General features: G+C 55.3%; 13 protein-coding genes. 9 read left to right on the top strand and 4 right to left on the bottom strand.

The genetic code is table 11. The features are described from left to right. Window positions 1-8: 8 nt before the first annotated feature. Window positions 9-875: a PLA/ORN/TER family class A beta-lactamase gene (gene bla / locus ACMYSO_RS02665; protein WP_434669135.1), complete on the bottom strand. Its 867-nt coding sequence runs from the start codon at window positions 873-875 to the stop codon at window positions 9-11. A gap of 302 nt (window positions 876-1,177) precedes the next feature. Between bla and ACMYSO_RS02660 the strand changes: the two genes are divergently transcribed. After that, the gene (locus ACMYSO_RS02660; protein ID WP_174509397.1) at window positions 1,178-1,438 is read left to right on the top strand and encodes a hypothetical protein; all 261 of its coding nucleotides are present in this window, start codon (window positions 1,178-1,180) and stop codon (window positions 1,436-1,438) included. A gap of 55 nt (window positions 1,439-1,493) precedes the next feature. Here ACMYSO_RS02660 and ACMYSO_RS02655 read toward each other — a convergent pair whose 3' ends face one another. Next, window positions 1,494-2,759 carry an MFS transporter gene (locus ACMYSO_RS02655; RefSeq protein WP_434669134.1) on the bottom strand — a complete coding sequence of 422 codons (1,266 nt, stop codon included), beginning with the start codon at window positions 2,757-2,759 and terminating at the stop codon, window positions 1,494-1,496. A gap of 187 nt (window positions 2,760-2,946) precedes the next feature. After that, complete coding sequence (locus ACMYSO_RS02650) at window positions 2,947-6,057, bottom strand: beta-galactosidase (protein ID WP_434669132.1); 3,111 nt, start codon at window positions 6,055-6,057, stop codon at window positions 2,947-2,949. A 222-nt stretch (window positions 6,058-6,279) separates the two neighbouring features. Between ACMYSO_RS02650 and ACMYSO_RS02645 the strand changes: the two genes are divergently transcribed. The 8 genes from ACMYSO_RS02645 (at window position 6,280) to ACMYSO_RS02610 (ending at window position 11,997) form a co-directional block, all read left to right on the top strand. After that, on the top strand, window positions 6,280-7,344 hold the full coding sequence (locus ACMYSO_RS02645; RefSeq protein ID WP_434669131.1) for a LacI family DNA-binding transcriptional regulator: 1,065 nt from the start codon (window positions 6,280-6,282) through the stop codon (window positions 7,342-7,344). 450 nt (window positions 7,345-7,794) lie between these two features. Beyond that, window positions 7,795-8,205 carry a Spy/CpxP family protein refolding chaperone gene (locus tag ACMYSO_RS02640; RefSeq protein ID WP_434669130.1) on the top strand — a complete coding sequence of 137 codons (411 nt, stop codon included), beginning with the start codon at window positions 7,795-7,797 and terminating at the stop codon, window positions 8,203-8,205. Between the two features lie 79 nt (window positions 8,206-8,284). Continuing rightward, window positions 8,285-8,713, top strand: coding sequence for a glycine zipper 2TM domain-containing protein (locus ACMYSO_RS02635; protein WP_434669129.1), 429 nt, complete (start codon window positions 8,285-8,287; stop codon window positions 8,711-8,713). Between the two features lie 143 nt (window positions 8,714-8,856). Then, window positions 8,857-9,192, top strand: a complete 336-nt coding sequence (locus ACMYSO_RS02630; protein ID WP_434669127.1) for a TonB family protein — start codon at window positions 8,857-8,859, stop codon at window positions 9,190-9,192. Between the two features lie 203 nt (window positions 9,193-9,395). Beyond that, the gene (locus ACMYSO_RS02625; RefSeq protein ID WP_123754475.1) at window positions 9,396-10,226 is read left to right on the top strand and encodes an alpha/beta fold hydrolase; all 831 of its coding nucleotides are present in this window, start codon (window positions 9,396-9,398) and stop codon (window positions 10,224-10,226) included. A gap of 199 nt (window positions 10,227-10,425) precedes the next feature. After that, window positions 10,426-10,812: a VOC family protein gene (locus tag ACMYSO_RS02620; RefSeq protein ID WP_434669126.1), complete on the top strand. Its 387-nt coding sequence runs from the start codon at window positions 10,426-10,428 to the stop codon at window positions 10,810-10,812. 177 nt (window positions 10,813-10,989) lie between these two features. Beyond that, window positions 10,990-11,337: an HNH nuclease YajD gene (gene yajD / locus ACMYSO_RS02615; protein WP_123754471.1), complete on the top strand. Its 348-nt coding sequence runs from the start codon at window positions 10,990-10,992 to the stop codon at window positions 11,335-11,337. Between the two features lie 216 nt (window positions 11,338-11,553). Further along, window positions 11,554-11,997 (top strand): GNAT family N-acetyltransferase, encoded by a 444-nt coding sequence (locus ACMYSO_RS02610; RefSeq protein ID WP_434669125.1) that lies wholly within the window; start codon window positions 11,554-11,556, stop codon window positions 11,995-11,997. A gap of 138 nt (window positions 11,998-12,135) precedes the next feature. On the opposite strand, the gene ACMYSO_RS02605 is transcribed toward ACMYSO_RS02610, so the two are convergent. Next, the gene (locus ACMYSO_RS02605; protein ID WP_434670719.1) at window positions 12,136-13,914 is read right to left on the bottom strand and encodes a tannase/feruloyl esterase family alpha/beta hydrolase; all 1,779 of its coding nucleotides are present in this window, start codon (window positions 13,912-13,914) and stop codon (window positions 12,136-12,138) included. Between the last annotated feature and the right edge of the window lie 63 nt (window positions 13,915-13,977).

The following is a 13,977-nucleotide window of genomic DNA, read 5'->3' as shown; positions in this document are numbered from 1 at the left end:
GCTGGCCGCTACGGCGTTGCGGACCAGTTCTCGACCAGCGTGGCGCCTATCTCTGCAATTTGCTGATTGCGCGCCGCCATGGTGGCGTCGGTGTCGGTGAGGTAAATCACCACGATACGTGACGGTTTCCCGTCCGGGCCGAGGGCGGCGATGATGCCGCGTGAACCGCGCTGTCCAGCCCCGGTTTTATCGGCGATAAACCAGCCTGATGGCAGCGACGCGCGCAGCAGCGGGCCAGCGACCTGATCATCGATCATCCAGCGCTGTAACTGCTGTTGCGATGATGCGGAAAGCACGCCGCCGGTTAACAAACGGCGCAGGGTGGTAGCCATCGCTTGTGGGGTGGTGGTATCGCGCACGTCGCCCGGCACGGCGGCGTTAAGCTCCGGCTCCCAGCGGTTGAGTCGTGACGTTTGATCGCCGCTGCGGCGCAGAAACGCGGTTAATCCCTGCGGGCCGCCGACGGCGGTCAGCAGCAGGTTTGCTGCGGTGTTGTCGCTTAACGTAATAGTGGCGGCACAGAGTTCACCCACGGTAAGCCCGTCGTCGAGGTGCTTTTCGGTTTGTGGAGAATATTCCACCAGATCCTGCTGACGGTAGTGGATCCGGCGATCGAGTTTTTCCTCGCCGCTGTCGACCCGCGCCAGCACCGCCCCGCAGAGCAACACCTTAAAGGTACTCATCATTGGAAAGCGTTGGTCCGCACGGTAGCCCGCCAGTAAACGGCCGGTGGTTAAATCCAGCTCAGCATAGCCAACCTGGCCCTGAAGCATGCTTTCGGCGGTTTTAACGCGGCTGATGGTGGCTTCATGGGCCCAGGCTGGCAGGGCCAGCGCGGCGAGTAATGGGAGTAGGGCAAAGCGACTATGGCACATCTCGGGGATTTCCTTGGGTCTTATTGTGAGGGTTCGCTGAGGCTGAAGTGGCTGCGGCAGAGCAACGGAAATCATGATAAATAAGACTTATGAAGATTCACAATTTCTCTTTTTTCCTTCATCATTCGCCAGCTTTTACCAGCAATAATCAACGCTTAGCGCAGCATAAACTTAGCGCAGCATAAAAAAGCAATTTTTTATTTCAGGCTGGTATGAACTATAAGAATATACTGAAGGTAGCGTAAATGCTCTACGATGTCGGTAATCACACATTACTTATTGACCCATCCAGGAGGAACATGGTGGACCCGTTAATTAAGGTCATGCTGGTGGGGGGAAGGGCTGATGGCCTGCTGGTCAGCGTCGCCGATAATGCGACGGAGCTGTCCGTTACTGCTGCGCAGTATGGTGCAAAATCCGGCCAGCCGCTGAGCTATCGGATCGTCTCGCAAACGATTGATGACGAACGCTACTTTTTTGGTGTGTTCAGTGAGTCTCACGATGACGCTGACAAGCTCAAACGAGTGGCGCTGAGCAGAGGCATGAAAAAGTCGCTTTGCTGAGTCAGGCAGGCCAATCGGTCGGCCCGTTAATCGCAACGGGCCGCCGGTCTGCGACCTACGTCGCGTTGTTATAGCCGGTAGCCGGCAGCAAGGTTTTACTGCCTTTCAGGGTGAACAGCGAGAGCACCGTGAATCCTAACGTAATCGATCCCAGAATCAGGTATGCCTGATGGAATCCGACGGTATCGTACATCCGGCCCACCCACGCAGACAGCACCACGCCAGAGAGCTGCTTCGATAAGTTAAAGCCAATCAGGAACAGAGTAGCGGACAGTTTCGGGTTAAATGCGGACGAGATATATTTAAAGGTCCCGACCAGCAGGAACGGGACTTCAAACATATGCAGCATTTTTAATATCACCACTTCGACTGCCGAGGTGGCAAACGACGATCCGAGAATACGCACCGACATGATAATCCCGGCGGTCAGCAGCGCGTTTTTCGCCCCGATGCGGTTTACGATAGCGGGGGCGCAAAACATAATCAGCGCATTCAGTAATTCCCCACCGGTGGTGACAAAGCCAAACACTTCGGTGCCGCGTTGTGGGTCGGCGAAAAAGCCTTTAAAGAAGTTGGCAAACTGCTGATCGAAGACGTCATAGACGCTGGCAACACCCACCACGTAGATAATAAACCCCCAGAAGCGCGGCATCCGCAGCAGTTCTGCCGCGACGCGCAGGGAAAAGGTCTGACGGTTGGCGCCTAAGGCATCCATTACCTGGGCGCTGTTGCTGCTTTCCGGACGGGAAAACCACAGCAATACCCCCAGCACCAGCGCAAACCCGGAGGCAATCCAGAAGGTGATATTGGGGTCAATGCCGAACAGGATACCGGTGATGGAAGCGCAAAGCGCCCAGCCGATGCAGCCGGCAACCCGCACCTTGCCGTATTCAAAACGGTTGGCGCGACTGACGCGCTCGATGTAGGCCTCCACCGCACCAGAACCGCTGGAGAAAACAATCCCCAGATAAAGTCCGCCCACCAGCGACCCGGCGATAATATTCATCTGCAGCAGCGGCGAGAACACAAAGATAAAAAACGGCGCGAACAGAATTAATAACACCGTGATGGTCCACAGCAGGTGTTTGCGCAGGCCGAGCTTGTCCGAAATCAGGCCAAAAATCGGTTGGCAGATAATGGCGAACAGCGAAATAGAGGAGAAGACAATCCCGGTTTCGGTCTTGGTTAAATGGTTAACGTCTGCCAGCCATACCGGGAAAAAGGGAAAGTAGGCCGACATAATGAAGTAGTAAAAGAAAAAGAACAGCAGGAAGTAGATATAATTATGCCGTTCTCGTGGCGTCAGTTCAGAGAATTTCATAGAGATGTTCCGTTGTTATTATACTCGTCATCATCATTCCAGCTGCTGTGCCGTAGGCGCACAGTAACCCATCCGTCCCTGAGCTTCATCTCATATGAGATGAAGCTGATTTCCGCCAAAAACCATCCTGAAGTATGACGGGTATGACTGTTTTTATTATGGGGGGCCGTAGCTCCCCGTTATTGTTTTACTGGAAATAAATCGTTAGCTGATACTGCCATTGTGTCTCGAGCAGCAGCCACTGCTGCAGCACGCTCGGTGTCCAGGAATCATCCCCGCCGACGCCCATATGCTGGCCGTCGAGGGTGATCCAGACGCCGCTTTCTGGCGTCATCCGGTGCCAGTGGTCGGTCTCCATTAACTGGGTGGTGCTGTAAGGCTGAACCGAGAAGTGGAAGCGCTTGCCCGCAACGTGCCAGCGTCCCCAGTCCAGGGCCTTGTTGTCACAGCGCAGGCCGTTCTCCGTCGGGAAAATATACGGCGTGGTCATCTCCTCCAGCGGAAGCTGCCAGCGGGCGAAACAGGCGCTGCTTTTACGGTCCGGGTAGTTTTCATGCGGCCCATAGCCGAGCCACGAAACCGGCGTCTGTTGGTCGGCGACCTGGAAATGCAGGCCCACGCGCGGCAGCGGCGGCAGAGTACCTGCGCGCTCGCCACTTACCGCCAGCTGCAGCTGGCCAGCGTTGTCGAAGGTCATCCGCCACTGGCTGACGATGACCACTTCATCGCCGCGCAGATAGTGCCAGCGGCTGTCGACGATCACCTCATGATCCAGGTGGTGTGCCTCGCAGTGCACGCAGCGTCTTTCCAGTTGGTAAAGACCGGCGCTTTTCCAGCGCTCAACCCAGGCGTTAGGGTCGATACGTTCCACTTCGCTGACGCCAATATCGTTGTCCAGCGGGGCACGGACGAACTGATCGCACAGCGGCGTCAGCAACTGCTCTTTGCCCTCGACCTGCCAGTGGCTTAACAGACCGCTCTGGCGATCGATAATCCATTGCCGGGAGCCGTGGCTGACGGTAAAGGTCTGGTCAGCGATCGCCAGCTCAGGCGTCGGGCCGCTGGCGGTTGGCGCAGGTAAGGCCAGCGGAGCGGCGAGGGCGAACTGCCCCCAGGCCACCCGGTGCCCGGCATCAGACCAGGCAGTCGCCTGCGGCTGGCGAACTTCGAGCATCAGCCACACCTCTTTCGCACCAGTCGGTAGCGTCAGCTGCTCACAGAGAGTGAGTTCGCCGTGGCCCTGTGGGGCAAGGTTCAGGGCGAGGCTGCCGCTGGCAACGGTTTCGCCAGCGCATTGCACCTGCCAGTACAGCTGTTCATTGTCCGTCGTGCGGAACAGATATTCGCTCTCCACGCTGACCCGCAGCGGAGATTGCTCCAGCAGAGCGAACTGGAAATATTGCTGGGCGTGCTTTGCTTCAATCAGCGAAGGGTGCGGACGGCGGTCCGGGAAGACCAGCCCGTTCATACAAAACTGGCGATCGTTGGGTTTATCGCCAAAATCACCGCCGTAGGCCCAGCCGGTAGTACCGTCATCGAAGGTTTTTTCAATTGCCTGATCGGCCCAGTCCCAGATAAAACCGCCCTGCAGACGCGGATAGTCGCGGAAAGCCTGCCAGTAATCGGCGAAGTTACCGAGGCTGTTGCCCATGGCGTGCGCATATTCGCAGAGGATCAGCGGGCGCTGTTCACCTGGCAAACTTATCCACTTCTTAATGCCCCATTTGGGCACCGCTGGGATCGGCTGGTCACGCTCGACGCGGGCGTACATCGGGCAGATGATATCGGTGGTGCTGCTGTCGGCACCGCCGCCTTCGTACTGCACCGGGCGCGTCGGATCCTGGCGCTTCAGCCAGTGGTACATCGCTTCATGGTTTGACCCGCCGCCGGATTCATTGCCCAGCGACCAGATAATGATCGACGGATGATTGCGGTTGCATTGCAGCATCCGGCTGACGCGGGCGCTGAAGGCCGGGAGCCACGCCGGATCGTCGGAGAGGCGGTTCATCGGCACCATGCCGTGGGTTTCAATATTGGCTTCATCGACCACGTACAGACCGTAGCGGTTGCAAAGCTCATACCAGCGCGAGGCGTTGGGATAATGTGAGCAACGCACGGCGTTAAAGTTATTCTGCTTCATCAGCAGAATGTCCTGTAGCATATCCGCTTCGGTGACCACCTGGCCGCGCTGGTGGTGATGCTCATGGCGGTTGACCCCGCGGATCAGCAGTGGTTTGCCGTTCAGCAGCAACAGGCCGTTGTTAATCTCCACCTTGCGAAAACCGATATCCCAGGCTTCGGCTTCCAGCAGTTCGTCGCCGCGCCACAGCGCCACCACCGCGCGATAGCAGTGCGGCGTTTCAGCGCTCCACAGGGCCGGGCGATCGACCGCCAGGCGCAGCTGGGCGCGCTCAGCATAATTGCCACGCTCATCAATCACCGGCGAACCCGGCTGCTGACGCGCGCTGGCAACCTGTTGCTCGCCGTCCCACAGGCTGACTTCGGCCACCAGCTGGTCTAGGGTGCCGGCAGGGGCGCTCATGGTCAGATTCACCAGCAGCTCCCCCTCGCGGTACAAGGCATCCAGCTGCGGGGTGAGCTGGACGTCGCTCAAATGCTGCTGCGGTTTGTTGAGCAGCCAGACCGAGCGGAAGATCCCGCTCATCCGCCACATATCCTGGTCTTCCAGCCAGGTCCCGGCGCTCCAGCGCACAACCATCACGCACAGACGGTTATTGCCCGTCTTCAGATAAGGAGTCAGGTCGAATGCGGCAGGCAGACGGCTGTCCTGGGAGTAGCCCACCCATTCGCCGTTGCACCACAGGTGAAAGGCCGAGTTCACGCCGTCGAAAATCACCTGGGTCTGGCCTTCGGCCTGCCACTGCGGGTCGAGGGTAAAATTCAGGGAGTAGCAGCCGGTCGGGTTCTCTTCCGGGACCCGCGGCGGGGTGGTGTCGATAGGGTAGCGAACGTTGGTGTAGATCGGCGCGTCGTAGCCCTCCATCTGCCAGTTTGACGGCACCGGCGTGCTGCGGCTATCCGCCAGATCCTGCTCGATCCACCGAGGATCGACGGCGAACGGGCTATGGGCGTAGGAGAACTGCCACTGACCATCGAGCAGACGACGGCGCCCGGAGGCGCGGTTATCCCGCGCATCGGCAACCGTACGCCAGCTGGCAAAGGTCGGGTGGGCCGTTAAGCGATTCAGGTGGGTAATGGTCTGGTTTTGCCAGTCTTCGCGGGCCAGCACGTCGTGAAACGTCAATGAGCGAACCGCGCTTGAGTCATGTTGTTGCATACGCATACCTGACGGATAAGTGAGAGAAATGTCATTCGCTAGACAAGAATGATGTCGTTATCAGATATTTTTTCTGGTGCCGCAATATTGGCGAAAACGAAACCGACCTTCGATCACGAAACACCCAAAAAAGCGCAGATTTTTGTCGTCAATAAGACATAAAATGTTAGCGGACGACATTGATAGTAAAAAACCCTCAGTCTGACCCGAAAGGAGAGCACCATGCAGCGGCGTACGGCAACGTTAGAGGATGTGGCGAGTGAAGCCGGGGTGTCCCAGCAGACCGTCTCCCGGGTGCTGAATAATCCGCAGATCGTCTCCGAGCGGACCCGGGAAAAGGTCGTCCGCGCGATGCAGGCGCTGCACTATGTCCCCAACCGTTCCGCGCAGCTGCTGGCGGGGAAGGCGGCGCCTTCTATCGGGCTGATTACCGCCTCATTGACGCTGCATGCGCCGTCGCAAATCGCGGCGGCGGTAAAAAACCACGCGGGAATCCATCAGCTTGAAGTCTCGATTGCCATGCCGGAGCGCAGCGATTACGCCTCCTTGCAGGCGCGGCTGGATGAGTTTCGTGCGCAGCATATTCGCGGGGCGATAGTCAGCCTGCCGCTGGAGAGCAGCACGGCGGAGCGGCTGGTGAAGGAAAATCCCGATATTGCCTGCCTGTTTCTCGATGTTTCGCCGGAAACGGAGGTGTCCTGCGTACGCTTTGATCATCGCGACGGTTGCGGCGCCTGCGTCCGACACCTTTGGGAGCTGGGGCACCGGGAGTTTGGCCTGCTCGCCGGCCCGGAAAGTTCGATCTCTGCGCGCATGCGCCTTGGTAGCTGGCGCGAGGCGCTACATCGCCAGGGCGTTAGCCAGGCCCAGACCGTATTCGGCGACTGGAGCGCCGCCAGCGGCTGGCACAAAACCTTTGAACTGCTCCATCTCCAGCCGCGTATCAGTGCGATTGTGGTGGCCAACGACCAGATGGCCTTAGGGGTGTTGAGCGCTCTGGCACAGCTCAACCGCAGCGGCAGCCGCGCGGTGTCGGTCACCGGTTATGACGACACTGCCGATAGCCTCTATTTTCAGCCACCCCTGACCACCGTTGCTCAGGACTTCGATCTGCTGGGCAAAAGGGCGGTGGAACAGCTGGTTCAGCTGATGGTGACGCCGCAGATGCGGATCCGTGAACTGCTGCCCACCCGGCTGATTGTCCGCCAGTCTACCTGGCGGTTCGACAGCGAACAGCAACAGGAGCAGTGGGTTGCTCAGCTAAAAGCGCTGGTTGAGAAGCTGTAGGCGGCGTTGGTTTACCCTTCATTGAAGATGGATGTGCTAGCGTAGCGGCAGTCATAAAGGGAGATGGACATCGCCTTTATGTAAAATGTAAAACACAATCTATCCATGCAAGCATTGATTCACCGCCAGACCTCTGGCGGTTTTTTTTTGCCGGTCCGCAGGAAAATCCCGCCTGACATTTTATTTAATTCTATTACCTGATCGTATTTTACGCGGTTAACAGCATAAACATGCTGTTTTTATAGTGGGTGGTGTCAAAACCTTCCCGGGCGAGAGTTTTTGACCCAGCATAAAATACTGATGGCAGAGGAGGGATTTGGCTGGCAATGAGGTATGCAGTAGTCGCCACGGAAAATTGTCCAAATTTAAATTTAACCCTTTGTTACAGATGGGATTTATTTGGAGATCAATACTTCAGACTCTGATTATGGATATTAAGGATAATTGATTGTGAATAAACTCTTCCGTAACACCCTGATTGCTGTCGCGCTGAGCGCGGGTTTCTCTGTGGCTGCACAAGCGGCCAGCACCACTGATGTTCCGCCGGTATCTCAGGATCCTGTGGTACAACATCTGAAGCTGAGCAACGAGCAGGTTAGCAAAATTCAGACCCTGCGTAGCGAATTCGAGACCAACGTTAACAATATCAAAATCGACGGTTTCAAAGACGGCGCGCTGGTAGATGTTATCCATTCCGGCAAATGGGATGATGCGAAAGTGAAGCAGCAGCTGGCGGCCTTTGGGCAGTTAGATCAGCAAGTGCGCTACTACCGCGTGAAATACTATTTTGGCGTGAATCAGGTGCTGACGCCTGAACAGCGCACTCAGGTGAAAAACGATCTTGCTGACGCCCTGAACTGATTCCCAGCCCCGCCAGCAATGGCGGGGTTATCCTGCCGCAGGCGCTCATCGCCCGCGCGAAAACCTAAAATGAGACATTATGAAGAGACTTGCATTCATCGCTCTCAGCTTCCTCGCATTGACCAGCCTGCCCAGCTTTGCCGGTACCAAAACCGTGGTGGAATATGGTGTGGTACAGCAAAGCCAGATCATCAGTAACCAAACTCATTCACGACCGCTGCGCACCCTTGCTGCCGGTGCCGTCGGGGGCGTAGTCGGACACCAGTTTGGTAATGGTAAAGGACAGACCGCCATGACCGTAGCCGGCGCCGCCGCCGGAGCCAGTGCGTCTCACTACCGTCAGTCACAACGCCAGGCTTTGCAGGAGATTCAATTGACCATCAAGACCCAGTCCGGCCAGCTCATCCAGGTGCTCCAGCAGTACGATGGCCGGATGAGCTTTAACCAGGGCGACAAGGTGCGCATCCTGACCTCCGGCTCGAACACCAGCGTGGATAAAGCCGTCTGATGCTGACCTGACCGCCTGCGAATAACGCAAGCGGTCTTCCGTTATGCTATCTCCCTCCGAGTTACCTCTTCCCGAAGCGGGAAAAAACCATCATCAAGCACAATTCCGTGATAGTATTGATAATTATTATCAATATGGATGTGATGATGAAACGCAAATGTGCGCTACTTTTAGCCGCCGGTATTCTGTTGTCGGCCTGCAGCAGTCAGGTCAAACAAAACGAGCCGAAGCTGCTTCACCTTGTCCAGCCAGACTATCCCTACTATGCAGCGGCCAATAATATTCGCGGTGAAGTGAAGATTCGCTTTGATGTGGGCGCCGACGGGAAAGTCGAAAAGTTATGGATCCTGTCGTCTGAACCGCAGCACCTGTTTGATGATGTGGTGATTAGCGCGGTGGCAAAATGGCGTTTCGAACCCAATAAACCCTGCAAAAACATGACCAAAACCATTCGCTTTAAGACGCAGCCCTCGGTGTAGTGGCGACCTGACGCATTATAGGTGAATGTCTGCCGGACTATTGCGAACCCCATTTCTTGATCTAACTCGCAACTTTAAACCTATACTCTCTCAGCGATCGATGGCGATCGCTGGCGGCTCGGTGCACGGCAACAGGCCACCTCAGCGCCATACGCAAGACCTGCTTCAACCTTCAATAGCTAACGGTATTCAGGAGAAGAGACATGGGTTACGTAACGACGAGCGATGGTGTTGAGATTTTTTATAAAGACTGGGGGCCAAAAGAGGGCAAGGTGATTTTTTTCCACCACGGCTGGCCGCTCTCCAGCGATGACTGGGATGCGCAGATGCTGTTCTTCGTGAATAAGGGGTTCCGGGTGGTGGCGCACGACAGGCGAGGGCATGGCCGTTCCAGCCAGGTGTGCAGCGGTCACGATATGGATCACTATGCGGATGATGTTGCTGCGGTGGTTCAGCATCTCGGCGTACAGGGAGCAATGCATGTCGGCCACTCGACCGGCGGCGGCGAGGTGGTGCGCTATGTGGTACGCCACGCGGAGGATAAGGTCTCAAAAGCGGTGTTGATCAGCGCCGTTCCGCCGTTGATGGTAAAAACCGACAGCAATCCGCAGGGCACGCCGCTTGAGGTGTTTGAATCCTTTCAGGCGCAGCTCGCCGCCAACCGGCAGCAATTCTATTATGATGTACCGGCCGGGCCATTTTACGGCTACAACCGTCCCGGCGCGACACCGTTACCTGGGGTTATCTGGAACTGGTGGCGACAGGGGATGATGGGCGGCGCGAAGGCGCACTATGACGGGATCGTAGCCTTCTCGCAGACGGATTTCACTGAAGACCTCAAGCAAATCGCCATCCCGGTACTGGTGATTCATGGCGATGATGACCAGGTTGTGCCCTACCACGATTCCGCAGTGCTCTCAGTCGACCTGGTACAGAACGGTACCTTGAATACTTATAAAGGGGCGCCGCACGGGATCCCCACCACCCACGCGGATCAGATCAACGCCGACCTGCTGGCGTTTGTGAACAGCTGACGATGCTCCCGATCCGGCGCACTGTCTGCAGCCATCGCTAATACCATCACTGTGCCACCAGGCCGTCCGTCCCTGCGTGTTTCAGCGTCAGAGACGGGCTGCCTGGCCTCGTTTTGCTATTCCCCTCGGAGAAACCCTGGTTTTTATGTGCTAAGAAGGAGGTCGAAAAATCATTCATCGCGCTAACATGGAGGCGTATATGCTCGATCACATCAGCGTGCCGGTATCCAATCTAAAAATCAGCGCCGCGTTTTATGAAAAGACGCTGCGGGTTCTGGGGTATCGGAAAATAAAAGACTTTGGCAACGCGGTGAGTTTCGGAACATCGCATGAGCACCCAGGCTCTTTTGACCCGGGCGGTGATTTCTGGCTGTACCAGAGCGCTTCGGCGCCCTGTAAAGCCGTTCACTTTGCCTTTAGCGCCTCGTCACAGGACGCGGTAAGCGCATTTTACCAGGCCGGTATTGCCGCCGGTGCAACGGACAATGGTCAGCCGGGTCTACGAGAGCATTACCATCCAGATTATTATGCCGCTTTTTTAATTGACCCGGATGGATATAACATCGAAGCCGTTCACCATAATTAACCACCGGATATCAGTGACAGCTCTCATAATATTCAGTCGTCATGGATAATCTGATTTCTCCGCTGGTATTTTCTCTCTCCTGGCCGCCTTTGGGCGGTTTTGCTGTGAGAACTTTTTTTCCCCAGGAAATATTGGCACACTATCGTCATTATCCCTTTGCAATAGGTAACATCGGCTATGGCTCTGATCCCTAAAAACTATGCGCGGCTGGAAAGCGGCTATCGTGAGAAAGCGTTAAAAATCTACCCGTGGGTGTGTGGACGCTGCGCGCGCGAGTTTGTCTACTCCAATCTGCGCGAATTAACGGTTCACCATATCGACCACGATCACACCAACAACCCGGAAGATGGCAGCAACTGGGAGCTGTTGTGCCTGTATTGCCACGACCACGAACACTCGAAATACACCGAAGCGGACCAGTACGGTACGACCGTGGTAGCGGGCGAGGATGCGCAAAAAGACGTTGGCGAAGCCACCTATAATCCGTTTGCCGATTTAAAGTCAATGCTCAATAAGAAGAAGTAATCGTCGTCCTGACGAGTACCTGGTGGGGAGCAAACGCAGCCCCGCCAGGTAGCGATCTCAATGTGTTTTCCCGCAAGACTCGGTGGGCTTTTTACTTGTTAAGACCCAGTGCGTCGGCAGTTCCAGAGCACCAAAAATTTAAGATATTGATATTCCTCAGACAGTTGACTCCATTTGTAATACAATTATAACTGTATTAATAATGAGGTTTTATGTATGAATATTTATCAAGCTCAAGCCCAGGATGTCGATACTGTCCTGCCGCTGTATCTCGCCTATCGTCGCTTCTACGAGGTAGAAGAACGCGCTCAGCAGGCAAGGGACTTTATCCTCAAACGCTTACAGTTAAATGAGTCGGTCATTTTCTTCGCTGAAGTTGACGGCAAAGCGGTGGGGTTTACCCAGCTTTATCCTCTGTTTTGTTCGCTGGAGATGAAGCGCATCTGGTTGCTTTACGATCTGTTTGTCGATGAGTCCGCCCGCCAGCACGGCGTTGCACAACGACTGATTGATCGCGCAGAACAGCTGGCGAAAGAGAGCGATTCGGCATTTATCATGCTCAGTACCGCCACGGATAACACCCAGGCGCAAGCGTTGTACGAGCACAATGGCTTTGTGCGTGATAACGATTTCTACGTTTACAATAAGCTGCTGAAGTAAACGTGTGATATAGGCTGGTATGCAGCTTAGTTGATACCCGCCGCTGAAAAAGCCCCACAAAGTGAAATGGGGCTTTTTTGTGTTATCAGCAACGCCGTGTTTGAGGAAGCGCGGTAGCACAACGGCTTGAGTAAATGATTACTGCACCTTCAGCTGACTTCCTTCTGCAACGTACGTTTTCTGATTATTCGGACCAATAAACTCGCTGGCTGGCTTCCTTACTACGAGGTTGTCATATGCTGTCGATTTCACCGCAATATAATTCTCCGCGTTGTCTGGCGATCCTGAACCGGTATATTTTGCAATATACGGATAAGGAAATACCGGACGGGTAATGGTTAACGTTGGCATTTCGGCAGCCACCGGCGAACTGGCGCGCTGTACACCGTGGAAATGTGCTTGCGCATCCGTACTCCCTTCCGGTGTGTTTTCCTGGCCCGGCATGCCAGGTTTTTCCTGCGCATTCGCGGCCGTTTTACCTGTAATCAGCGCTTTTGGTGCGATTTGTTGTTCGGTCCATTTCATCAGTGGCGAAAGTAAGTCGATCTGGTCTAAGCCTTCTCCACCTCCACAATGGCCGACACCGGGCAACAGGAACAAACGAACAAACTGCTCGGTAGATTGCTCACCGAGATATGCCTCAACGCCACGGTAGTAGGCAATGGAGAATGCCGGACTGACGGAATCATCAGCCAGGCCATGCCACATAATCAGCTTGCCATTGCGTTTCATAAAACCGTTGAGATTGGTATTGGCCGCGTTATAGAGCGGAGCCAGTTGCGCGACAGCAGCAAAGTTCTGCTTGTTGAGAGGGAAGTCACCTAAGGTGGTGATGTTTTGTTTTCCACCCGGTAGCAGTAGCGATTGTAGTGCAGGCAGCGCCATCATTTCTGACATGGAGTGGCCATCGGATGTCGAGGGTACTGGCCAGCGCAATTCGGATCCGAGAGGCAGGCCGGCAATCACAAACTGATTTCCCGCGCTGTCACCAGCTCCGCGATAGAGTTTTTCCGCAACGTTGATTTCTTCCGCCGTCAGACAGTTCGATTTATCGGTCTGATTTGTTGCACAGGTCTTCACCCAACCCGGCGAGAAGGTGCACGCATACGGATTTGCCAATAAGCCATCATTGACGCCGGACAGCGTCGGGCAGTGCGTCAGTACCGCACGATGCAGAACAGGCAGCCGATCCTGCAACAGGATTGCTGAACCATCCGCGCGTTGGTTAGCGACAACGTTCCAGCCGTGGAAAAATGAGTTCTGGAACTGGAAGAAGGCTGCCGGAGCTCCGGCGCTGATGCCATCAAAATCATCCGGGAAGCGCTGCGCTTCCATGAGTGCCTCGCGTCCACCGTCGGAACACCCCATAAAATACGCATATTTCTGCGGCTGGCCGTAGTAAGACTGAATGGCAGCCTTTGCCAGCAGCGCGGTGAGATGATTGGCGCGATAAGCAAAATCGATCCGTTTCTGGGGATCTTCCGCCCAGCTGGCATCCATCATGCCGCCGCTGTGCCCCATATCGGTAGCGGCAACTACAAATTCGCCCTGGGTGGCCGGCGTGCAGCCACTGGCGTTGTTCGGTGTGAGGTTGATTTGCCCGCATAGCCCACCACATCCAACCTGCAGGAAGCGCTGCGTCCACCGCTGTTGTGGCAGCGCGATTTCGACACCAATCGATGCGCCGATGGTGGCTTTTATCTGACAGTACATCCCTTTGTCAGTTTTCAGGGGGCTGGCTGAATTAACCGTCACTTCTTCGCCAACCCGATCGTTAAAGTTAATAGATGCTAACTGGCTACAATCTATAACGGGTTTTACCGTGGGTAAATTATCGGCGGCGAGAGCCGGTGATGCTATTAATAAAATAGCCGTGGTGATTAGCCACTGAAGGACGCTGGTGTAAACCCGTTTCATTTTATCTGGCTCTGTTTTTATCAGTGAATGTTGTTCAGTGCTGGGTGGATTATAGTGAGTTGT

It is taken from the genome of Klebsiella sp. B345, from assembly GCF_051131735.1.
Taxonomy (GTDB): Bacteria; Pseudomonadota; Gammaproteobacteria; order Enterobacterales; family Enterobacteriaceae; genus Klebsiella.
Note: the sequence above shows the minus strand (reverse complement) of the source record. Positions and strands in the feature narration are given on the sequence as shown.

Coding starts and splice junctions, on each gene's coding strand:
- bla (WP_434669135.1), bottom strand. CDS start 875: ATGTGCCATAGTCGCTTTGCCCTACTCCCATTACTCGCCGCGCTGGCC.
- ACMYSO_RS02655 (WP_434669134.1), bottom strand. CDS start 2,759: ATGAAATTCTCTGAACTGACGCCACGAGAACGGCATAATTATATCTAC.
- ACMYSO_RS02650 (WP_434669132.1), bottom strand. CDS start 6,057: ATGCAACAACATGACTCAAGCGCGGTTCGCTCATTGACGTTTCACGAC.
- ACMYSO_RS02645 (WP_434669131.1), top strand. CDS start 6,280: ATGCAGCGGCGTACGGCAACGTTAGAGGATGTGGCGAGTGAAGCCGGG.
- ACMYSO_RS02635 (WP_434669129.1), top strand. CDS start 8,285: ATGAAGAGACTTGCATTCATCGCTCTCAGCTTCCTCGCATTGACCAGC.
- ACMYSO_RS02630 (WP_434669127.1), top strand. CDS start 8,857: ATGATGAAACGCAAATGTGCGCTACTTTTAGCCGCCGGTATTCTGTTG.
- ACMYSO_RS02625 (WP_123754475.1), top strand. CDS start 9,396: ATGGGTTACGTAACGACGAGCGATGGTGTTGAGATTTTTTATAAAGAC.
- ACMYSO_RS02620 (WP_434669126.1), top strand. CDS start 10,426: ATGCTCGATCACATCAGCGTGCCGGTATCCAATCTAAAAATCAGCGCC.
- yajD (WP_123754471.1), top strand. CDS start 10,990: ATGGCTCTGATCCCTAAAAACTATGCGCGGCTGGAAAGCGGCTATCGT.
- ACMYSO_RS02610 (WP_434669125.1), top strand. CDS start 11,554: ATGAATATTTATCAAGCTCAAGCCCAGGATGTCGATACTGTCCTGCCG.
- ACMYSO_RS02605 (WP_434670719.1), bottom strand. CDS start 13,914: ATGAAACGGGTTTACACCAGCGTCCTTCAGTGGCTAATCACCACGGCT.